Below are 22,414 nucleotides of genomic sequence, written 5' to 3'. Positions count from 1 at the left end.
ACAAGAGGGCAAAGAACCACTAAAAATTTGAGGCTCTTTATCTTCTTCACATAACATAGCACTTTCCATAAGATGAGACGCCCGTAAAATGCATGCGCATTGACAAGAACAAGATTAAGAACGGCAAGAAGACTTATATGTGGGTATATAGAAACAATCCACACTGCTCCAAGCATCCGATCGTGCTCTACGATTGGCAGCCATCCAGAAGAGCAGACCATCCACGAGAATTCCTAAAAGACTTCTCCGGGACCGTGGTCACGGATGGCTATCAGGTCTACCATACTCTTGGTAAAGAGCGAAAAGACCTAAAAATCTCAGGTTGCTGGATTCACGCTAGAAGACCTTTTGCCGAGTTCATCAAATCGGTTGGCGTAGAAGCAGCCAAAGGCTCAATAGCCGCAGAGGCATACTCGATGATAACCGAGATAATGCATATCGATAACGGCTTTGATGACCTTTCCAACAGAGACCGTAAAAAGCAGCGTCAGCTAGTCCTACAGGAAAAAGTTGATGACTATTTCGCATGGGCGAAACTGAAATATTCCCAAGTCACTCATAACAGTGTCATCGGCAAAGCTCTGGCCTACAGCATTAACCAGGAAGAATACCTTCGTAAGTTCCTCACTGATGGCCGGATTCCTATGGATAATAACTATGCCGAGCAGGCCATAAGACCATTCACCATAGCCCGCAAGAACTTTGTTCTTATGGAGTCGGATAATGGAGCCAAGGCAAGTGCCATGATCTTCAGTCTTGCTGAAACCGCTAAAGCAAACAGTGTTAATACTTATGAGTATTTCGAACTGCTGTTATCAGAGATTCCTAAGCACATGGATGACCATGATCTTAGATTCCTGGATGATCTTCTTCCTTGGTCTAAAAACGTCCAGGAAAAATGTCCTAGCAGATTTAAAAAATCTTAAATTTTCAAAGTGCATATATTTATATCAGATCCCTGCAGAAATGCGGGGATTTTTGATATCCAGTACTCATGGATGAGGGCTTACCTTAGTGCAGGTCAACAATGTTTTTAAAAAATTAGCCTCCCTTTTTGAGAGGCTAATAATAATCATCCATTTTTAATTTCCTGCTATAAAATCGTTAATTATTATCCAGATAAGATAAACTTCATCCTTCTTTGCAATATCATTTAATGTCAACTCAAAGCTCTGTTGTACTGAGCTCGTTAAAATGCTTTACTATATAATCCATCAATAAATTTTCTCTACCTTTTCCGTAATCCCATACTGATGCATAAAATCCCTAATCTCTGCATCATCCTTCACAAGCATCACTTCCTCAAATGCGCCTGTATGTATATCTTGAAAGCCTGCCACCATTTCGCCATTGCAAATGCTGGCTTTAATCACAGGCTTTTTGTTTTCTTTGTCATATGCTTTAGCTCCGGTCAGTGCCTTCTTTTTGTAGCCGCAGTCGCAATATGGGCCACCCGAAGCAAGAGTATATTCTCTTACAAAATCTGATGTTCCGCCGGCTTCACTCATTGTGTAGTCCAGATGGCACATTGCAGGGACGTATTCATAAAGACCATATTCCTTCATCAGTGTGCAGATTCCACACTTGGTAAAACGGGCCTCATATCCACTTCCATCTTCATAAGGCAAAAAATCCATATTCCAGGAATAAAGATTCCTATCCGCAGCCCTTAGCTCAGCAGTAGTCTTAAGCCCCTGTATATCCGCATCCGTAAATTTCTTCTTACCACTCTTTTTACAGAACCATTTTGTAGGCGGATTCATCATCCCGGCTGCATAAAAGCTTGTAAGGACTTCAACGGATGGTTTTTTATCCATATTTAAAAGAACTGCCGTAAGAAGAGCACAGTTTACTATGTTCATCTTAAATCGGTCTGCCTTTTCAAACTCTGGGATCTTGTTGATAATCTCCCTATACTTAGGCTTCGCATTTCTCATTATTTCTGCAGATTGCGAAGCAGAAAACCCAAGCACAGAAACCAAAGCGTTTGTAAAAGACCTTTTGTAAAGCACCCACATTCCTGCAGGCATCCCCATATACTTCATACGTGCCTCCGTACGTAAATCACCTACACCTCATAATGCTGCCTGCTACCAAGCTCTTCCTTCTTCAGATCCGAATCCAGGTAATCAAAAACCTCCGGCACAACCTTTATAAGTGCCATCGGCTGCGGAAGATTTCTCATTGCAGTCTCAGAAATTTTCTTATATTCCATAACCTTCAGATACTCATCACTGAAAGGCTCCACCAGGCTTGCCATACCTTCAATCTGCAGGCTCTTAAGATTGCCGAATCCATTGTAAGGCTCATAGATTGCCATACCTACATGCTTATTCTTTTTCAGACCGCGGAACTTTAATCCACCTTCTGAGAAAAAATAGAAGCGGTTATCCACAAAGTTGTACTCTATCGGTGTGCATCTCACATGATCTTCTGAAGCTGTTGCCAAAGTGCATGTATTGTGAGCTTCGATAAAAGCAGTAATTCTTTCAAGCACCTGCTCCCTTGGCATCTTCTGGGAATGCGCATCCTTATTGAGCCAATAGTTTGCTGCAGCATTGTAATCAAACTTGAAGCTATCCTTCAAAACAGTAACCTCCATGCGCTTTTTAAACTTTGTCTTCTTGGAACGGTAAATATTTCTAATCTCACGCTCAGGAATCCAGATCTGAGCCTCATCTATCTTGTCAAAAACAGGCGCAAGAGCTTCATCATCTGTCATGTTCTCTGCCACCTGCTTTTTGTAGGCATCATATAGCCACTGACTTATATGTGATTTCTGTCGCTGCTTTAAGTCGCTGTATCTTTTGTCAACCTGTACCAGCCTGCCGTTTACTTCAATGTGCTTACTCATTGTCATTCAATCCTTTATAGAAATTCACTGCTGCCCGAACCTCTTCCTCAGTTGGGTGTCCTTTATGCAGACCGCCTACCAGTTTAAAAGGCCCATAGGTATCGAAGCCTTTTGAAATATAGCGTCCAAGCTCCTTGCAGTGCTTCTCCTGCGTCACGGCTGCAATGGAATTGAAGCAGCTCTTTGTAGGATTGCCTGCTGTAGAAATGAAAAAGACATCCTTCCCTGTAGGCAGATTCACCTCAGCGAAGTTCTGTATCTGCTCTGCAAACTTGTTGTAGTAGATACCGCTGGCAAATCCTATCTTATCGTATCTGCTCAGATCTAATTCATGCTTCTCAGTTGCATCCACAAGCTCAACTGACGGATCTGCTGCCGCAATAGCATCCAGGAGCTTCTTTGTGTTGCCGTGATGTTTGCTGTAATAAATGATTGCTGTTGCCAAATGTACGTCCCCTTTATTCTTCCTACTTATCCTGCGCAACGTTACCATTGCTCTGCACTGTAGTAGTTATGCTATTGTTAATATTGTTTGAGTTGTTTGGTTTCGCCTCTGTTGGCTGATAACCACGCTGCTCTGTAGGTTGATATCCAAATGTACTTCTATAACCTGTGTTTTTATTTTCCGGCATTGTTTTCATCCTCCATAAAAGAAATCCATTTAATTACATTAGGTGAAATCCATATTCCGTCTGAGCCAACGATCCTCACCCAATTATCGTTATCTCCTAGTTGCCATACTTCTTCCAAATATAAATCTTTATATCCATCATCAGAAGATGCCATTGATTTGTTGTAATATATACCTCTGATGTATTTCCCATCATTCAAAGCCACCGTTATTCTTCTACCTTGCTTAAGATTAGAAAACTTATAATCCCATGCGGTAGGTATTGGATTAATGATTTGTACCTTAAGCTTACGAAGTAGCCAGCCAATTGGATTCCACTTAAGAATGATTCCCATTACCGTTCCTGTAACAATGCTCGTAAATAGAATTACTCCTAACAGTTTGATCCAATACGTGCTTTTATCAGCATCGCTTATCCTACTTAACCACCAAAACCATAACGCCAGTTCAATTAAGCTATATAAGATAAATCTTATAAGTTTCTCTGCATCAGATTTTATTTTTCTCGGAACAAAGCTATTAACTATTCCATAAATGATATAGCCTGGCAAAACAAAATATGCCGTATATACAACAACATCAATCGAATTAATTGTCATAAATCCCCCACGTTTTACTTTTTATATTTATTGAGATTAATACCTTCCCTACGTGCCATCTCAAGAAGCTGCTCATTGGAAGCTTCCTCAGCATCGCACATATCAAGAAAGCCTAATCCTCCAGAATAAGCCGTACTCTGTACTGCATATTCATCGACTAAATCCCTGCGGAGGCGGTCGAAATCATAGTCTCCACTGTCATTACTGCTGTGAAAGAAAAGTCCCATAATCAGTTACCACCTTCCCTTGCACGCGAAATATCCATTGCTTCAGAAATAGTATCTGCTGTGAGCAATGCATCAATGTGTGCCCACACACGATTACTCATAACAATCTTCTTTCCGGTCTTCACTTCCTTTGCAGGAACAATTGCCGGACCGAGCTTATAAACAAAATGAGTATGCGATAATGTCACATCTGGCAACTCTGGAATATATGGATGCAAATTGTCAGTAATCACATAACTCTCAATATGGTGAATCGACTGGAGCTTACCGTCATATCTAAATCCAATATAAGTCAACGGCTCCTTCGGCCATCCACCCTTGCCACCGCCAATAGGGCAGCTGTATACGTTATGTTTTCTCACAATATCCACGTACGTTATATCTCCGGCAAGCACTTTTCCTTCTTCTGTAGTAACCTCAGCCTTAGCCATACCGAGCGATACAACATAAACCCAATTTGTATTCTTGTTTTGAGTTGTCATAATCCTACCTATATAACCTTTCAACTCATCCAAAACATACTTCTCAGAATTACCAGAGATTTTCCTGGCTTCTTCTGCCAAATCCAAAATGTTCTTCCAAGATAAATGCAAAATATCGACACCATCTACCTTGGGCAGCTTGTTATTAGCATATTCTTCGGTGCATTCAGACATAGAAACTATGGCCTTATGCCTTGCTGGATTTGTAATAAAACTTTCCCTCTCAGAATACATTTTGAGCTGGTCATATCCTGGCAAAATCCATCCACGCTTAGCCTCAATGATAATGTAGAAATTACGGTTATCTGTAATCTCCAAATCAGTAATGCCCTTGTCCGCTTCAGAAACCTGATACCTTATAACAGCCTCGTCTGCATTGATAGTAATTCCAAGTAACTTCTCAACACACTTTTCAAGAAGCTTTGGGCATTTCTTAAAGCTCCAGGCTATGCTTTTCGTTATGTCATTTTCCAAATCACCAATCAGATCAAAGATTGTTTCAATGCTCTGACCATGTGCTATTAGTTCTGCCATAGCTATTCCTCGGAATCGTCACTATTCATATAACTAAATTTATTTCTCAACTCTTCATTATCAGACAAAGATTTCCCAGCTTTATCTGTCCAGGTTTTCCAGCCACTTCTACTGCCATACATAATGAGGCTCGCAGCTGGGCTGAGTGCTGTTGAATTACTGTACTTTGAATAGAATGTATAAGGTTCAACAAATTGTAAAACTCCATCTTGAACAGCAATTATGCCATCCTCCATGAGCGATTGTCTCAATTCAAACAGATCAGAATCCTTATCATCTGCCTCCTTAACAACAAGCATTGAGCCAACATCAATTTCCACACTACCATCATCAATGTAAAGGAATCCTTTCGCATGGATATTTCCATTATTGATATATATTTCCTCTCTAGGAATTATTTCCATGCTAACCTCTGGATAAGGATATAACTGTATAATCCTATCCATGAGTTCTTCAGTTCTTTCATTTATCTTCTCAAGATTCCAGTCATCAAGCTTGAGAAGTTCTTCATTCATTTTCAAATGTGCTGTTGATTTCAGAACAGCGTTTTTATACTCCCATGGCTTATTGCCCATTGCACTGTTATCACTTGCAGCTGCCAATGTAAGATTTCCAAGCCTGTTCAAATTCTTTTGGTAAGTTTCTTCATCGACACCAACAATCTTAAGCCAAGAAGGAGTTGGCTTCTGTGGCATAAGATGCTCAACACTAAGCTTCGATAAATCTACAGGAGCAGGATTGTTTTCATGCTCCATTCTGTCAAATACAATCCTGAGAGTTGCCCTTAAATTATACATATTAGCATTACGAACTAATTCTCTAAGTTGCTCGTCATCAGGCATATTCATTGCATTTCCAGCATTCTTAACAATTAGATCTTTCTTTAACACCTCTACGATATTTGAATAATCACCATTGCAGTCATTCAAAACATTTTTCAATAAGACAGGAAACATCTTTGTGATTCCACTTGTATCAAAGCTACACAATCCACGTCTTACCAAATAAATATTTATAAGCTCAATGATTTCTGCAAGGCTGCTCTCAGTTATCTTTCCATCCTTGCACATGATATAGAACTCCATAACTGCAGGAGCCGGCATCTCTGAAAGCATACGTCTATATTCTTTTACAGACTTGCGGAGACTACTATCTAACTCACTCAGTTCACGAATATATATAGCGTTGTACGCCTCAGCATACTTTACTATCTCTTCAAATACATCCTTCCTGTCCCTATCAAACTCGCCCAGCCACTTTACAAATAGCCTGTACACATCATTTCTATTTGGAAGATTTAGATTTTTGATTGCCAAAAAATTACGGAAGAATAATTCCAGCTTCTTAGAATCACTTGAAATATAGCTTTCTATTCTCTTCCAATATTTAGCGTAATATTCTTCCTGCGTGTCACTTGGCAAATCCATCAGCACATAATTTCTGATAAGGTCAGATGCGGTAAGCTTTACTCCGGTAGCATTGATACTCTCAAAAATCTTCTGTGCATTATCCTCTTCGGATATAGGAACACAGATTACATACAACTTATTTAATGCCATTAATATGTCATTTGCAGAAAATCCCTCCTCTGTGTACTTACGTAATTTAGCAAGCACATAGAGATAGTTCTTATAAACATTTGAGTCTGATTCTTTTATCTCATCGAATCTTTCCTCAACAATTTTCCTATATACCTGATCGTCAGAAACCAACGGCTTAAGCTTATATTTCACTTTATCATCAGAGAATGGATTTGTTAGATACTGACCATCCAAGTTCGCTATCGCTGCTGCATCTCCACTTTCCTTTAGCAAAGCTTTAATCGCGTATAGAATAATAAATGTTGTCGTGAGGCGCTGCTGACCATCTATAACAGAAAACTCACGCGTAAAAGTATCCAAGGTCTTATCCAAATAGATAAGTATTCCTAAGAAATGGTTATTATAATCTCCTACCAGGACACTTTTTAAATCATCCATATACTGGGCAACTTCTTTTGCAGAGGTCCATGTATAGTTTCGTTGATATACCGGAATGATAAACTGACATCCTGTACTCTTTCTAAAAAAATCTAGCAAACCTGTTCTGATAGGTGTTTGTTCAGACATATTGTGCCTCCTTAATGAAAAGATTACCTTCCATATCTGTACTTACATACAACATGTTCATCCAAAATATTAAACAAAAACTTCGTGTTCAAAAGCATAGCATCAATATCAAATTTGAAGTCTTCCTTCAATGGCGATAATTCCTTGCTTATTCCATAGCGTAAAGCCATCTCATTGCTATCTATCTGTTCCATTTCCTTTATGAAGCTATCAAGCTCCTTAAAATGCACTAATCCGCTTTCATTTAATTCATTCCAGAGATTCAGAACGCTATGTCCCTTTAGCTTGTCAGCACCTTTAATTAACAAACATTCTTTCAATTTCAACTCTATCGAATGCTTGCACAGAAAGGCTGCTGGTATCAGGTACTGCGAAACAATTTCTCCGCCTCTATCTGCTACGATTCCTTTTTGAAGGAAACATGCAGATTCCAAATAATCTAATGCCATATGAGATATAACCTCTGACGAATAAAACTCATCATCTTTGAATATCTCATCGGCCTCAATATTTCTTAGGTGCTTCATTACTCCTAAATAGGATAGATCTGGAACTTTATCATGAAGCAAAACCTTTTGCATTTTATAATCATCAGGCATTTCATCAAATACCATTCTGTGATATCCGATTACTTTGCCATTCTCATCTTTTCGTTCTCGCATACCATTACACCTATAAACGATAATTTAGCAGCTTAGTCGGATATTACTAATTGTCCATTCATAAGCATTGGAAGCAGCCAATCTCTTAATTTTGATAAAGCACGTGTCTCAGTTTCATTGCGGAATATTTTGCTTTCATAGGATTGTGCTATATCTTCAAATTCTTCTACCGATTCGGTATCAGGGATTATAATGGGCATTCCATATAGGTAATCTTTTGTAATTGAGCCGAATGTTGTACCACTATTGTTAATAGCATCAAAATACCATTTATTCCGTTTTAGTAGATACCGAACAAAAGTATTGTTATTATTTTTGCCACGAATTGCTGCAAGACCACGACCTATACAGCAGTTCTCGTAAGCTATGTTCATAGTTCCAACAGGAGCTCTTACACTCATCAAAGTGTCTAGCAAGCATGCCTCTCTTGAAGGTTCAGTTGTATAGACCCTTATTGTGGGAAAGATTTCTCCAAAGTCTGTAGAGCCCTGATAAAAAGGAATTCCAGCACCAATTTCATTATATGTATCTCCTGATGGTGACTGGCCCATAGTAATGTACGATATATCTGCTAATACCCCATTTGCGAATACTTTTGAGTGGTGTGAATTATTAAAAAAGTAGTCAAACATAAGAGTGAGTTGGTTTTGTAAATTATCGTTTATTCTTTTGTTATTGATTATTTTCTTATCAATATCAGATAGAATTTTCACGATTTTATCTTGATAGCATTTTGAAGGTATTTTGAATTCAAGTGACGTCAGATAATCTATGTTTATATTATCCTGAATGCTTCCAGAAGCTGAGTTTTGAATAGAATCTCTTATGTACTCAAATACATAATACATAAATAATTCTGAAGACTTTTCTCTGTCAGCTTTAAATCCAACAACACTGTCCGGAAAACACATAGGATATCCCAGTATTGCTGTTTCGGCTATATTTGCAGCGATGGTTATACATAAAGTTCCTTCATCCCATAATTTGCTCTGAGCAAGGCCAAATTCACCATACTCCTGTTCATGATTCAAAATGTATAGGTTTGCAGCTTTTATATCCCCGGTTTGAACCAATGGATATCCGCCTCCTTCAAACAATCTAGAATCATTTCTTGGCCTATGCTTTGACAACCCTCTTGAAAAGTCGCCTAAATCTGATAACTTTAGCGTTTCCCAGCTTTTATTGTATGTTCCTTCGTTATAAATCATCTCATCAACCTATATACTTTCTATGTGAAGCTTTCACATTACTTTGCTTTACCATCGCATACTGCAATGTAGTATCTATACGCCTATGTCCTAATAGGCACTGAAGCTGTTCAATAGGCATTCCCTTGTCTATTGCCACTGTGGCGAGAGTTCTTCTAAATCGGTGTGGATGCACCTTTTCTATCTCACAACTCCTACCTATACTTCTCAGCCTAGATTCTACTCCTCCAATCTGTAGCCTGTTGTATGGTGATTTTAGTGAGACAAATAAAGCCTTGTTATCGTCACACCTACTTTCCAAGTAGTTTTTTAAGTGAATCTTTGTTCTTGCATCAAAATAAACTATTCTCTCTTTATCGCCTTTTCCCAGAACCTTGCACTCTCTTTCAATGAAATCTATATCCTCCTGATTTAGTTTAACTAATTCACCAACTCGCATCCCTGTTGAAGCAAGCAAATCAATTAATGCGATATCCCTTGGCTCTTTGCATTCATCTCTCAATATCTCAAGAGCCTCTTCTGAATACGCTTCCTTTATACTAAGTGTTGTTTTTATCTTATGAATCCTTCTGACAGGGTTCTTAAGGATGTAGCTCTCATCCTCCAGCCATGAAAAAAAGCTAGATAGAATACGACGAATATTGTCAATGGTAACTTTGCTTGAGCCATTCTCTTTTTGATAATTCGACAAATACTCTCTTAAATCCTCCGTCGTTATCCTGTTCGCATCTTTGTCCACATTAATAAGCATCGATGAAATGGTCTTTTCATAGTATGTAATAGTTTTTTCGGAACACCCTTCAACGCGCTTTGCAGAAATAAACAGTTCCAAGTAATCAAGTACCTCTGTATCTATGGTCTCCGATTTTAAAATAGAATAACCATCAACTACATTTTCAACTATTTCCTGTAACATCTTTAATTGGCCATTATCCAAAAAAGGCATCATTTTTAGGACTATCTCGTCAGTAAACTCTTTATTCATAATTGGTCTCCTCTCTCTTTCTACGGAGAACAATTATAAAGTTGACTTCTCTTTTTCAATAATCCCTATAAACGATAATTTATATGCTTCCATCGAAGCAAAGTATAATCAATATTTTTTGCAATATAATTTTTATAATAACAACAAACCATACAAAGATAATGGCGGAAAAATGAAATGGTCCAATGAGCTAAATAAAGAAATTCCATATAAGTGGAGTGTTAAACCGTTACAAGATGTATGTGCTCTCCAATATGGTTATCCTTTATCAACTGATTTATTCTCATCTGATGGTCTGCCAGTTATTAGAATCAGAGATATTGAAAGCAATTCTTTTTCAGCGAAAACAACTGAGCAAATTGATAACTGTTACTATACTGAACCACAAGATTTATTGATCGGTATGGATGGCAATTTTCAAATGAATTTTTGGCATAAATCTGGTTATATTGTCAATCAAAGAATTACACGCATCAGGCGAACAACATTGCCTTTACTTTTGATTAAAAATCAAATCGAACCATACATAGTTGCAAAATCAAAAAATGTAGCTCGCTCTACAGTAGGACATTTAAGCGACGATGACATTAAAAATCTATTTATCTTAGTTCCAGATGACAGTCTTGATATTAGTGAATATGACCTTGCTCTAGAAAAGATAGTTCAAAACATCAATGAAAATGATAAATTGATCAACCTTAGAAATTGGTTATTACCTATGCTAATGAATGGACAAGCAATCATAGCTGATTAAGCTGCTAAATTATCGTTTATCTTTTGATTGTTTTTTATTTTGCCATTGATATCATTCAGTAACATCGCTATTTTTCTCTGCACATCTATCTCAGGCAAAGTTATTAGCATTTCCTCTGCTGTATGAACATTAAAATGTTTCTGAATAGCTCCAACCTTATTGTTTTCAACTTGCTTTTGCCCCCAGAAATTTATAAATCCGGCAAGGTAAGTTGAATCGACCAATTCATTATTTGGATGTACTATTACAATATCTGAACAATTACATCCGTCATACTCTTTGGGCACAACTGCACACGTTCCTGGAATCCCAGTTCTTACAATTACCACATCACCCTCATGTAAAATGGATTTACTTATTTTGGTATTAAATTCCTCTGAAATAAATCTAATATCCTCGCTGCTTATCTCAAATGGCTTAATATTTAAGGATCTTAAAAAAGACACTCCTGATTCTGTGTACTGCTCAGTCATAGAACCAACAAAACCAACGGTCAAATCTGCTATTTCTCCCAGCTTAACTGTTTTCATTTATTTTTACCTTTTTCAACTGCTCCATTATTTCCTTCTGGAGTTTATCACCTTCATCAAATAATCCTTGTAACTCTGTCATGTAATTGTTCATCTTATCTGTAAACTCTTGAGGTGTTAATTCAACATACTCAATTTTCACCTCAAAATACTGCCCAGCTGAGAAAGAAAGCTTTTTCTTTTCTATTTCCTCATAACTTACAACAACACTAAAGTCATCAACTGGCTTTTTATCGTTGAATGTATTAATTATCTTGCTTATTTCGTCGTCACTAAGAACTGTTTTCTGGTTTTTACCATCAACTTTTTCTTTAGTACCCAGATTTGAAGCATCCATCAGTACAACATTGCCATCTTTATTGGCTTTATCCAAAAAGATAATAGATACGTTGGTACCTGTGGTTGCAAAGATATTTGAAGGCATTGAAATAACACCCTTTAACATTCTCTCCTTTATAATCTTCTCTCGTATTTTCTTCTGAATGCCACTGCCCGCAGTCAAGAATCCTGTAGGAACAACTATTGCAGCTTTTCCATCATCCTTCATAGAGCAAATAATATGCTGCAAGAACATCAGATATATCGCCATCTTGGCTTTATCCTTGTTAGGAATGTTTGGTACTCCAGCCCAAAATCTCTTGTTGTATGCTTCCCCAGCCAAGGTATCCCTAGTCTCGCTGAAGTCAACATTAAATGGTGGATTGGAAACAATGTAGTCAAAATGCTCAATATCAGTTTTTGTCTTATTTAGATGTCTAGGATTAAGCAGCGTATCATCCTGAATAACATTAGGCAATGAGTGAACCAAGTTATTCAAAATAAGATTCAGTCGCATAAACTCATTAGACTTCTGCGTAATGTCCTGAGTATAAATTGTGCAATGATCCTCGCCAATCTGATGTGCAAGTGCCAACACAAGAGTACCTGTTCCTGCAGATGGGTCATATACAGTAACATTTGTTGCTCCGTTTGGTGCCATTATCCTGGCTATGATGCCGGCAATTACATGTGGAGTATAATACTCCGCATATCTACCTGAATCCTTGTTATAATCCTTGATCAAATATTCAAAAATATCTGCGAAGAAATCATACTTCTGCTCAAATACTTCTGCAAAGCTGCTTGTAGCAAGCTTTTGAATAATCGCACTGCAAAGAGGATCCTTTTTCTCATCATCTGTGATTTCTCTTGAAACAGGCGTGAAAAGTTTGATCTGAGATTTTCCACCTGTATGGACAGCAAAAATGTCCATATTCATGTTGGAAATATCTTCAAGTGCCTTGTCAAAAATCTTATGAAAATCAACTTCGCCTTTGTGGGCATACACAGATGAAATGAGCTGTTGCTTTCCCAAAACTGCTGTACCGGCATCCAAGCTAAGTAACATCAGTTCATAATCTGCATCACTCTTTGCTTTTAATGCTGACTCTATCTCTGCAGTACTTTTCCCTTTAAACTCAGAAACATTTTTTCCAAGTTCATAAATAAATTTGTCATTCAGAAACTTATAAAGAAATGACTGTGTTATGATTTTATATTCTCCTGGACTGTTTCCGGCTCCAGCCTGATTGCAAGCTGACTTCAAGTCATCAATCATGGAATATGTTTTTTGTTTTACTTCTGTGATTTGCATTTTTAATTCCAAGTCCTTTCATGGAAGTATTCTTCAGAAATACAACTTCCTACCTTTTTAACGTTCTGGGCATCTATCTGAATATCATTGTCATTGAAAACCCTTATGATAATTGGATACATATTTTTCTCAAAATATGGCTCGTTATCAAGAATCTTTTCATTCTCATAAACCTGCTTGTCAACAGATTCTTTAAGAGAAAGTAACACCTTATTGAGCAATAAGTCAGAGGATATTGGGCTGTTTGCTTCGCGCAATCTTTTATGAGTTCTCATATACTTCAAATCGCCATAATATTTTCTAGCTAACATTGCATCAGCAGCATTTTTCTTTTTTGCAGCTTCCTCTATCCGGTTGAGCTCTTCCATATGCTTAGTCATTTCATCTGCCGTGAGTTCTTCCATATTTTTCTTTGCGAACAACCTCTGTAATTCTTCCAACAAAGAAACATATTCAGGATCTTTAGGATCATTATTTCTCTGCATCTCATGCCGTGTTCTTTCAAGGGTCTCCCTAAACTTGTCTGCAATTATCATTTCGCTTTCAGATACCTTCTGGAATTTAAAATCAATTCCATCAAGTGCCATATTCAAAATCGCACTCATATCCTCAGCATTAGCAAGAGCCTCCTTCTGGTTTACAATACTGATTCTATTTGAAACCTCGTTATAAAGGGAATTGACATTATCAAGCGTAAATTTCTCTGCCAACTCATCATATCCAAATAACTTTGATAAGTTTGCCAACTCTTTGTAGAGCTCCAAAGCCTTACGAACCTCAATCAATTCACCCTTACCCAGTTCTGAAATTTGCTGGGAGAATATTTCTGCATTTTCTGTATCATACAAAAACAGCTTCTCAGCAATATAATCCAAATCCTTTTGGATTTCATCCTGCCCTTTGAAGATATTGTCGTATTCTTTGAATGCATCTCCCAACTCTAGTTGAAGTTCATCAAAATATGCCTTATTAGTTTTATCAAACTCCTCTCGGATATCTGCAAAATCAACAACATATCCATATCTAAAACTCTTATACGGACGATTTACTCTTGTTAGGGCCTGAAGTAAATTGTGATCAGATATTTTTCTGCAGAGATATAATTTCTTCAATCGCTTTGCATCAAATCCAGTTAAAAGCATATTGTACACTACAAGAAAATCTATCTCTCCATGTTTAAACTCATTCTGCTCTTTGGCCCTTGTCTCTTTATCGTCTTCATCGTGCAATATCAGAGCGCATGTATAATCAACTGTTGGTGTAGAGAAAACAAAATCCATTGTCTTCTCCTGCACATCAGCCAATACAACCTTATAGTTTTTTGATTTAATCTCTTCAAACACAGCCCTGGCTTGTTCAGAGGAATCGCATACTATCATTCCACCAATGCTATCATCGTTTAGCATTTTTCTACTTTTCGTAAAGTCCTGCGTGATATATCTTACCAACGGTTGAACATATGCTTCATGCGCATACAACTCCTTCCTTGGCAAAGAACCTTTTACTGCTTTAATCTCTTCCAAGGCAGAAATAAGTTTCATTCTGTATTCAGTTTTAATGCCTTCTCTAATAAGACGTAATGTATATCTATCTGCAATGGAACGGTTATAGTAATACTTGTGTATGTAATCTCCAAATACATCTTTTGTCTTATATTCTTTACTTATAAGCGGTGTTCCTGTAAGCGCAATCATGACTGCATCTCTATCAGATGCCATCAAATTTGCCAAGAAGGAACCTTTAGGGTCATAGCTTCTATGCGCCTCATCCAAGAAGTATATTCTCTGTATGCTAAGGTCATAATCCAAAGGCTTTGCTATTGCATTTGCAGAAAGTTTTTGAATGTTGACTACGGTTATAGATAGCTCACCTGTATTATTCTTGTCGCCAGGTTTTTCAAACATCTTCTCGAGTTCAGCCTTATTTTTGACCTCATCAACCACAAGACCTCTTGATCTAAACTCATCTGCAGCCTGCCTTAATAAATCCAATCTATCTACGATAAAGTAAAATTTTGCTATTACACCTTGCTTCCGATAATAGTCAGATAGGTAGTGTGTATTGTAATATGCAAGTTCAGTTTTACCACTGCCCTGCGTATGCCAAATGACACCATGCTTCACGCCATGGGTCAGCTTGTTTTCAATCGCTTTTGTAGCAAACAGTTGCGGATATCTCATGATATGCTTTTCAAGTCTTCTAATTCCAGTATCCGGATCAACCTTATCTACAAAGCATAATGCATACTTCAAAATAAACATCAATCTTTCATGTGAAAGCATAGATGTAATAATTCTATTTGTAGGAGATGTTGGAGAAATATTAACAGCATATTCCCCACTGCCTTTTATAGAAACCAAATTATTATCTTTCAATATTTCCTTTTCTACTTCTTCATCTATTGCGGAAACCTTCTTAAATATGGTTTCATCTTCTTCCCTAAAATGACTAAAGAATAATCGTTCATAATCAGTTGTAGAATAAAATGCACCCTCAAGTGGAACAACCTCCATGTCATCATATTCACTATTATTCGAAAAAATCATGAACTGAGTTATATTAGCAAAACGTCTGAACTTTTTATTTGCAAACCTTTTATTTATGCGATCATACTCTGCCTGAATACCATTTTTATTATTGGGCTTTTTTACCTCAATGAATACCAGTGGCATTCCATTAATCAAAACTGTAATATCTGGTCTAAATTCTTCGCTTCCATTTTTGCATGTGAACTCAGTAACAACTTCATAAATATTGTTATCACCAGCGACAGTATTAAAATCTATTAGTTTAAGACCCTTGTAACCTTTTTTAAGATAGTTGTAGAATCCCTGCCCCAAGTCATCCTGATTCAATGTATTCTTTAGATCTGCAATGATATCTTTTACATCCTGGTCCGTTAATCCTGTTCCATTCAGTTTGTTGATTCCATCACGAAAAGAGCCAATAAAAATATTGGTATCTTCATCATATTGTCCATCAGCATCTTTTAACGACCTATATGTATATCCAAGTCGTGTGAAATGCACTAATGCTGGAATCTTCACTCTGGAATTTTCATTATGAATTGTTGCCATATCGACACCTCCACATGCATAAGGTAATGTCGTCAATAATATACTAATCTATCTGTTGTCCCAAAAGATGGACTCACTCATCGAACGAAATTTCTGCAATATCACTAAGCTGGCATTTCAGCTTTACGCAGATTTTATCCAGCACACTAATCTCAACATTATTTCCCTTCTCCAACTTGGCGATAGTTCCATAGCTGAGTCCGGTCATGTCTTTTAGATCTTTTTTCTTAATGTCTCGGTCAATCATTAGCTTGAATAATTTCTTGTACGATACTGCCATAAATCCGCTCCTCTTCTGAATCAAACGCAAATTAACAGATAATAATAGTATAGCATAACGCTCTCTCGAATGGCACATAATTAACACGTTCGTGCGAGTTATAATTTTTGCTGCTTTCGTAAGTTTAATGTATTTCTTTCACGTCTTTTCCCAGCCCGGATACGGGCATTTCACTACTTTGCTAGCAGTGCGCGAATCCGTACAAATCGCGCGGCTAGTTGAGGGCTTACGCCCCCAATCCCCCGCACACAGACTTAACGAGTCTGACTACGCTCTCTGCGTTGCAGTCGAGCTTTTTCTTTTTCAATATCCTGCCCCAGGATTCTGTCGATGTCATATTTTGCAACTTTGTAGAGCTGCATTTTCTCTTTTGTAACACTCAAAAAAGCATCTATATAATCTCCCTTATGCTCTTTTCGAATTCTCTTATGTTGAACGGACATCCATCCTCTTCAAAAGTCAGGATGAGATTCTTCCCCACAAAAATTCCGTTTCTTCTATATTCCTCTATCTTGCGCAGATTCTTTTTCCGATATTTCTCATCATCCATCCTGCCAAGGTGCTCGTGATATATAACTTCTCTCGTCCTCTTGTTAAGTAATGTAAAATCAGGGTATTTGATGACACCGCTCTTGAGCCGCAGCTCGCACTCATATCTGTATGGAACTCCAATCTCAAAGTACATATCCGCAATCACCATCTCCGACTTGGATCGCACCACCTCATCACGCCTGGTTGCATATATTTTTTCCTCTGGTTTATAAGTGCTGATGCGGAACTGTTCCTCACTCCATCTTCTGGCATACTCCTCATCACTTATCAAAAGTGGAGACACGAGAATTCTTCTTTCCTTCTTGAGACCGTCATATACCGCCTCCGGAGTAATAATTCCCTGATTATCTTCCTTTGTTTTTGGGAAGTTGGTGCCCGCACCTATAGCTCTTTTTACAATTTTTAGTTCTTCCTGCGCTACATCAATAATCTTTTTCAGATAATCCTTCTGCGCCAGCTCTTGTGCTATCTTGAAATCGCTTTTTTTGATGTACTTCCCGTGAGTATCGGCAGAGTCAATAATCTTGTAATACTGCGGATTCCCTCTACAGTACGAAATCCGCAGCTTTCCATCTGGCAATTTCTCAATCTTTTTATTTGCTATGGCTATACTCGCTTCAAGTTGCACCTTTCTTTTTTGTAATTCACCAATTATCTCATTATAATTTGTCATAGATTTTCCTCTGTTATTATTTATCTTTATCTTTTTTCATACACGCTTTTTTCATGCACCAGCCATCAGGCCTATGATCCGGTCCTATCACCCTATCATCTGGTCCTATCATCCATGCCATACGGATAAGTTCAATGCTATTCTTTATTCCTATCCGTACAACATAGCTATCTCTTGTTCCCTGCTCTTCCCTTGTACGGATAAGATTACAGACTATACGCCATCTTATCCGTATATTATGTGGTATAAGAGCTGTCTACTGACCGTTTGTACGGATAAGATAGCTCTTTACTAGCACTTTTATCCGTACATCATCTGCCAAAAGAGCTTTTTACACGCCGTTTATACGGATAAGATAGCTCTTTATTAGCACTTTTATCCGTACATCATCTGCCAAAAGAGCTTTTTACACGCCGTTTATACGGATAAGATAGCTCTTTACTAGCATTTTTATCCGTACATCATCTGCCAAAAGAGCTTTTCCTGCGCCATTTGTACGGATAAGATGGCTCTTTACTAGCACTTTTATCCGTACATCATCTGCCAAAAGAGCTTTTTACACACCATTTGTACGGATAAGATAGCCCTTTACCGTAAAATAAATCCCTCTAAAAAGCAAAAATGGAATAGTAGTCCGTGAATAGGACTCACTGATAGCGCATCTGCGCCGAGATTTAAAAGATTGCCACACACAAAATGCCGCGCCGATACTTGGCTGCATTGATCAGGTGTGGTCAAAATGTTGTCAAACAAATAAATTGTTGTCAGAATAATTGCTCTGAAATCCGCATAAACACTGGATTTCAGAGCAATAATGATTTTAGATGTATTTAAGTGTTCTAAAAAAATTTCAAATCAAAAATCTCCGCAAACCCGCATAAATACTGAGGTTTACTTATCAAGAGATTTTAGTGTCGGGAAAAATGGTGATTGCTCCCCTTACTTAATCCGTACAGCTCCAAGCAAATCCTTCTGAGCTATTTTTTCTCCGTTTGACTCTACCACCGAAATCCATGGAGCACCGGATTTGTGCTGTCAACCGAGGTGCAGGCCTCCAAAAAGGTGGTCTTCGGTGGAAAGAGTACTGTTACGAACCAAATACATACAGTGCAGTCCAGATGAAGCAATTGACTACACATTTCTCTCAATCACATCTCTGTAATTGATATGAGCATTACGCTACACTCATATTATAACTCCTATGTTCTGGTTTGTCATCACCAAATTTATCCATAGAAGCCCGAACCGATACATCATGAATCACTGCGCTCCGGTCTGATGATGATCTTGCCTTCAAGGTTCATCATGACCTCCTGTTTCTTCTCTCTGGTAGCCTCAGCGTAGATGTTCATCGTGGTGGTTATGTCCGCATGGCCCATGATGGCCTGGATCACCTTGATGTTTGACTCATTCTCGCAGAGCCTGGTGCAGAAAGTGTGACGTAATATATGGGCAGAAATACTCGGGAGCAGAAAAGGCTCCCTGTTTTCATCAGCAGCCATAAGGACCTCCTCTTCATTATAAGAATCGATTGCATCGTGGATAGCACGGTTGACTGCTCCTGGATGGAGAGCCTTGTGCTCGCCGGTACAGAAAACAAATCCGGTGAATCCATCGATCTCTTCATCACAGAAACCAAGTACGCTCTGGAACTCATATTCCATCAGAAAAGCATCATATACTTCCTGGACCATCGGAATGTCCCTGGTACCTGCAGCGGTTTTCGTAGGTAGCATGCGCTTACTGCAGTCCCCAAATTCATCAGGCCTGTCGCTGAGAGTATGGTTGACATGGATGATTCGATTCTGAAAATCAACGCAGTCCCATCTGATCGCAAGGCACTCGCCACCCAGCTTTTCAGCCGCCTGATCCATAAAATCCTGGTAAGCAAGGATTCCAGCGCCCTGGGTCTTATCCTCAACAGTTGCAACGAAGATAGGCTCATCAGCCTTAGGTCCGAGCCCGAGCATTTCTGCCTGCTCGGCACCCATCATCTCCGCCATCACCTCGGACAGTCCCTGGATTACCGCAGGTCTTACCTCCGGAGCAATTGACATCGCATCAGCGTGAAGCTGCTCTGCCGTGATACCGTAGTTATCAAGCATCTTGTTTGTCACAAGAATCGAGCTTCTTCCCTCTGAAGATGAGTCAAGAACAATACGGTAAACAATCGCCATATCCTCCATGTTCTTATGAGGAACAGTCTCAAGGAGCTCTGCATTTCTTTCTGCAGAAACAACCTCCATGGCAAGTTTGCCTTTCATCTGGCTGTAATCGGTAAGTGCCTCAAGATCAAATGCAGGATGATTATCAAGGGCATGCTCTGCAGCACTGGAAATCTGTCTGACTATCATGTCAAATGATCTGCCATCGGAATATTCCTTGAATGCAGCATCGATGCCGATGTTCACACCAATGACGCCATCCTCAGGTTTCACTACCAGAGCTTCGTAGGACTGATTCATCTTCTCAACTGTGTGAGTCTCAACTGAATACTTCCTATCGAAGATCAACTCGAGCCTGTCCTTCACCGCTTTGGCAAGGTCCTCTTTGAATGTATCGAAATCCATTCATACACCTCTTTCTGTATAATCGAGCCGTTGTTGGTTGCTGCCCTGCGGTTTTCGCCGCCAGGCCTTACGGCATGAAAAAAGCACCAGTCCCACAAATGCACTTACGCACTCATGAGCTGATGCCCGGTTCATGTCTTTATTCTCTTGGCCAAGAAAAAACAAGGAAGCATTTGGCTCTTGCCTGCTCCCTTGTCCATCATAATAATATCATGCCCTAAAAAGCCTTTCAATTATCACGGCGTTATCAATGTGTTTCAAAACATTATCACAGCGTTTCAGAACGTTATCATATCGTTATCATTCAAATTTGGCTTCAGCTGTATAGGATTTAAGTGTCTTTACCAACGAAGCAATAACGATGTCCTTTTGATTGTCAGTAAGCTTGCTTATCGCTGAGTACAATTCTTTGTCGTCCTTAGCCATCAGTATATCTAATACCTTTTCTCCTGAAGTCATATCCAAGTCCTCACATAACTATTGTTTTTGCTGCTATAAATATGGTAACACTTTGGACTTGAATTTAGTGCAAGTTTGGGAAGAATATATTCCGGTATAATCTGTCACCGACACCTACGTATTACTTCATGTATTCATCCATAAAAGCAATTGTCTTTTCAATATTCACCTGACCCTGTTCGGTTGTTGTATTCAGTTCCCAGGTATGATAAAGGACCGCCACATCTCTGTCGGGGAAATAACTTTCTGTTGAAATACCAAGTTTATTCAGCTTTGAAATCAGGTCTTTGCCCTGGTCTGTAAAAGTTCCGTTGTTACCGTCGCTGGCATATGTAGGCGGAAAATCCTGAGTAATATTATTCAGGACTGAGCCCAAATCCTTTGCATCATTAGAATAATCATAATCCGCTATTCCAAAAGCACTTCTTCCCATTGTATTGAACATCCAGTCAATCAAGAAGTTGCCGGTATCACCAAAGCGTGGCACATCAACTAGGCCAGCGATGGAAATATAACCCTTTAGAGTTACAGCTGTACCTGAAACGGCCGGTGTAACACCAAGCTTCTTTGCATATTCCGGATTAGTATTGGTCACAGCCAGAAGACCACTCAGCATACCGCCGGCTGAATCTCCACCAACTATTATTCGGGATGTATCAAGATCATAATCACCTGCATGGTCAATGAAAAATTTAAGAGCTTCATTTACCTGTATCACACTCTGGGGAAATGGATTCTGAGGAGCCAGCACATAATCAACAGTGACCACACTGTAGCCCGCATTCATAATAGAATTCAAATATACATTCTGGTTTTCTGCCTCTTTATCGCCCCAGACCAGTCCACCGCCATGAATATAGAAAAACACACCTTTACTATCATTCAGTGAATATACTGTATAAGTACTATTCTCATACTGGCTCTCATAAGTAACATCCCTGTACACTGTCATGTCATCCAGGTCTTCTACCGTCATTGATACCTCAGATGGATACTTGCCATTTTCTCCCTGTGTCATGCTTATCAGACCATCTGGATATATTATATTGATGAAAAGAAGCAAACAGATCAATCCCGATAATGCATAGCCAATTATCCCAAGTGCCTTTCCAATCTTTGAACGGTTTCCTGCCTGATTTCTTGCCCTCGTATCCTTAGTCAAAAGATATAGTGAAAGAACTGCTACCAACGATACTATCACCATGCGGATTGAATACCGCTTTACAATCATTCCTGCCAATAGACCGACTGCAATTATGCAGGATACTATCAGCTCATCCTTAGACATATTCTTCCATTTCAAAAACAATGCGGCTGCCAGGAGAACAATCATCACTATTCCCACAGCAGGGATATAATTAAATGCCATGTAAAGGGATATGGCCAAAATCCAAGTAGCAACATGAGAAAGTGCTACTATTTTTTCTTTCACTGCTCTATCCATTTTGATACCTCCTGATTCGTTACGATTTAATCATTAAGACATTTATCCAGGAACTCAAACAGTTCTGAGTACATGATCCTTGAATACTTTGTATCATTGCCTTCATGCCCATGCCCAAGCTTTGCTTCGTAAGCAGGGAAATAACTTATCTG

The 22,414-nt window shown here is 38.7% G+C and carries 22 protein-coding genes and 2 pseudogenes; 2 read left to right on the top strand and 22 right to left on the bottom strand.

The annotated features are described in order from the left end of the window. Nucleotides 1-83 precede the first annotated feature (83 nt). Nucleotides 84-926, top strand: a pseudogene (gene tnpC / locus E7303_RS15975) (IS66 family transposase); the annotation flags it as partial. 288 nt (nucleotides 927-1,214) lie between these two features. Here tnpC and E7303_RS18115 read toward each other — a convergent pair. From E7303_RS18115 to xerA, 12 genes and pseudogenes are all read right to left on the bottom strand, one after another. Further along, nucleotides 1,215-1,415 (bottom strand): aspartate dehydrogenase, encoded by a 201-nt coding sequence (locus tag E7303_RS18115; protein ID WP_292146416.1) that lies wholly within the window; start codon nucleotides 1,413-1,415, stop codon nucleotides 1,215-1,217. A gap of 24 nt (nucleotides 1,416-1,439) precedes the next feature. Continuing rightward, nucleotides 1,440-1,862, bottom strand: a pseudogene (locus tag E7303_RS18110) (L-2-amino-thiazoline-4-carboxylic acid hydrolase); the annotation flags it as partial. Between the two features lie 206 nt (nucleotides 1,863-2,068). Further along, nucleotides 2,069-2,854, bottom strand: coding sequence for a pyridoxamine 5'-phosphate oxidase family protein (locus E7303_RS15960; protein WP_292146415.1), 786 nt, complete (start codon nucleotides 2,852-2,854; stop codon nucleotides 2,069-2,071). Further along, nucleotides 2,847-3,299, bottom strand: a complete 453-nt coding sequence (locus tag E7303_RS15955; RefSeq protein WP_292146414.1) for a flavodoxin domain-containing protein — start codon at nucleotides 3,297-3,299, stop codon at nucleotides 2,847-2,849. The genes E7303_RS15960 and E7303_RS15955 overlap by 8 nt, the downstream gene beginning before the upstream one ends. 22 nt (nucleotides 3,300-3,321) lie before the next feature. Then, complete coding sequence (locus E7303_RS15950; protein WP_292146413.1) at nucleotides 3,322-3,486, bottom strand: hypothetical protein; 165 nt, start codon at nucleotides 3,484-3,486, stop codon at nucleotides 3,322-3,324. Beyond that, the gene (locus E7303_RS15945) at nucleotides 3,473-4,084 is read right to left on the bottom strand and encodes a DUF6338 family protein (protein ID WP_292146412.1); all 612 of its coding nucleotides are present in this window, start codon (nucleotides 4,082-4,084) and stop codon (nucleotides 3,473-3,475) included. The genes E7303_RS15950 and E7303_RS15945 overlap by 14 nt, the downstream gene beginning before the upstream one ends. 14 nt (nucleotides 4,085-4,098) lie before the next feature. Next, the gene (locus E7303_RS15940) at nucleotides 4,099-4,311 is read right to left on the bottom strand and encodes a hypothetical protein (RefSeq protein ID WP_292146411.1); all 213 of its coding nucleotides are present in this window, start codon (nucleotides 4,309-4,311) and stop codon (nucleotides 4,099-4,101) included. A 2-nt stretch (nucleotides 4,312-4,313) separates the two neighbouring features. Then, nucleotides 4,314-5,327: a hypothetical protein gene (locus tag E7303_RS15935; RefSeq protein ID WP_292146409.1), complete on the bottom strand. Its 1,014-nt coding sequence runs from the start codon at nucleotides 5,325-5,327 to the stop codon at nucleotides 4,314-4,316. A gap of 2 nt (nucleotides 5,328-5,329) precedes the next feature. Continuing rightward, complete coding sequence (locus E7303_RS15930; RefSeq protein WP_292146408.1) at nucleotides 5,330-7,435, bottom strand: GmrSD restriction endonuclease domain-containing protein; 2,106 nt, start codon at nucleotides 7,433-7,435, stop codon at nucleotides 5,330-5,332. A gap of 23 nt (nucleotides 7,436-7,458) precedes the next feature. Then, a complete protein-coding gene (locus E7303_RS15925) occupies nucleotides 7,459-8,049 on the bottom strand; it encodes a HEPN domain-containing protein (RefSeq protein WP_292146407.1) in 591 nt (196 codons plus the stop codon). Between the two features lie 80 nt (nucleotides 8,050-8,129). Then, nucleotides 8,130-9,305 (bottom strand): restriction endonuclease subunit S, encoded by a 1,176-nt coding sequence (locus E7303_RS15920; RefSeq protein WP_292146406.1) that lies wholly within the window; start codon nucleotides 9,303-9,305, stop codon nucleotides 8,130-8,132. A gap of 4 nt (nucleotides 9,306-9,309) precedes the next feature. Further along, nucleotides 9,310-10,290 carry a site-specific tyrosine recombinase/integron integrase gene (gene xerA, locus E7303_RS15915; protein WP_292146405.1) on the bottom strand — a complete coding sequence of 327 codons (981 nt, stop codon included), beginning with the start codon at nucleotides 10,288-10,290 and terminating at the stop codon, nucleotides 9,310-9,312. A gap of 172 nt (nucleotides 10,291-10,462) precedes the next feature. Between xerA and E7303_RS15910 the strand changes: the two genes are divergently transcribed. Next, nucleotides 10,463-11,044, top strand: a complete 582-nt coding sequence (locus E7303_RS15910) for a restriction endonuclease subunit S (protein WP_292146404.1) — start codon at nucleotides 10,463-10,465, stop codon at nucleotides 11,042-11,044. Here the strand turns inward: E7303_RS15910 and E7303_RS15905 are convergent. The 10 genes from E7303_RS15905 to E7303_RS15860 all read right to left on the bottom strand — a co-directional run bounded on the left by E7303_RS15905 (nucleotide 11,041) and on the right by E7303_RS15860 (nucleotide 22,262). Further along, nucleotides 11,041-11,574 (bottom strand): restriction endonuclease subunit S, encoded by a 534-nt coding sequence (locus E7303_RS15905; protein WP_292146402.1) that lies wholly within the window; start codon nucleotides 11,572-11,574, stop codon nucleotides 11,041-11,043. The two genes, E7303_RS15910 and E7303_RS15905, sit on opposite strands and share 4 nt — an antisense overlap. Further along, entirely contained in the window at nucleotides 11,561-13,207 is a 1,647-nt protein-coding gene (locus tag E7303_RS15900; protein WP_292146401.1) for an HsdM family class I SAM-dependent methyltransferase, read from the bottom strand. The genes E7303_RS15905 and E7303_RS15900 overlap by 14 nt, the downstream gene beginning before the upstream one ends. A gap of 2 nt (nucleotides 13,208-13,209) precedes the next feature. Next, a complete protein-coding gene (locus E7303_RS15895; RefSeq protein ID WP_292146400.1) occupies nucleotides 13,210-16,284 on the bottom strand; it encodes a type I restriction endonuclease subunit R in 3,075 nt (1,024 codons plus the stop codon). A gap of 73 nt (nucleotides 16,285-16,357) precedes the next feature. After that, nucleotides 16,358-16,564, bottom strand: coding sequence for a helix-turn-helix domain-containing protein (locus E7303_RS15890; RefSeq protein WP_292146399.1), 207 nt, complete (start codon nucleotides 16,562-16,564; stop codon nucleotides 16,358-16,360). A gap of 254 nt (nucleotides 16,565-16,818) precedes the next feature. Further along, nucleotides 16,819-16,947 (bottom strand): hypothetical protein, encoded by a 129-nt coding sequence (locus E7303_RS15885; RefSeq protein WP_292146398.1) that lies wholly within the window; start codon nucleotides 16,945-16,947, stop codon nucleotides 16,819-16,821. Nucleotides 16,948-16,955: 8 nt separating this feature from the next. Beyond that, on the bottom strand, nucleotides 16,956-17,789 hold the full coding sequence (locus tag E7303_RS15880) for a hypothetical protein (RefSeq protein WP_292145372.1): 834 nt from the start codon (nucleotides 17,787-17,789) through the stop codon (nucleotides 16,956-16,958). 406 nt (nucleotides 17,790-18,195) lie between these two features. Next, nucleotides 18,196-18,336, bottom strand: coding sequence for a hypothetical protein (locus tag E7303_RS15875; RefSeq protein ID WP_292145374.1), 141 nt, complete (start codon nucleotides 18,334-18,336; stop codon nucleotides 18,196-18,198). Nucleotides 18,337-19,042: 706 nt separating this feature from the next. Further along, nucleotides 19,043-20,359, bottom strand: coding sequence for a DUF5688 family protein (locus tag E7303_RS15870; RefSeq protein WP_292146397.1), 1,317 nt, complete (start codon nucleotides 20,357-20,359; stop codon nucleotides 19,043-19,045). Nucleotides 20,360-20,659: 300 nt separating this feature from the next. After that, nucleotides 20,660-20,818: a hypothetical protein gene (locus E7303_RS15865; RefSeq protein WP_292146396.1), complete on the bottom strand. Its 159-nt coding sequence runs from the start codon at nucleotides 20,816-20,818 to the stop codon at nucleotides 20,660-20,662. A gap of 121 nt (nucleotides 20,819-20,939) precedes the next feature. Continuing rightward, nucleotides 20,940-22,262, bottom strand: coding sequence for an alpha/beta hydrolase (locus tag E7303_RS15860; RefSeq protein ID WP_292146395.1), 1,323 nt, complete (start codon nucleotides 22,260-22,262; stop codon nucleotides 20,940-20,942). Nucleotides 22,263-22,414: the final 152 nt, after the last annotated feature.

This window comes from Butyrivibrio sp. (assembly GCF_015056685.1).
In the GTDB taxonomy this organism is placed as follows: domain Bacteria; phylum Bacillota; class Clostridia; order Lachnospirales; family Lachnospiraceae; genus Butyrivibrio.
Note: the sequence above shows the minus strand (reverse complement) of the source record. Positions and strands in the feature narration are given on the sequence as shown.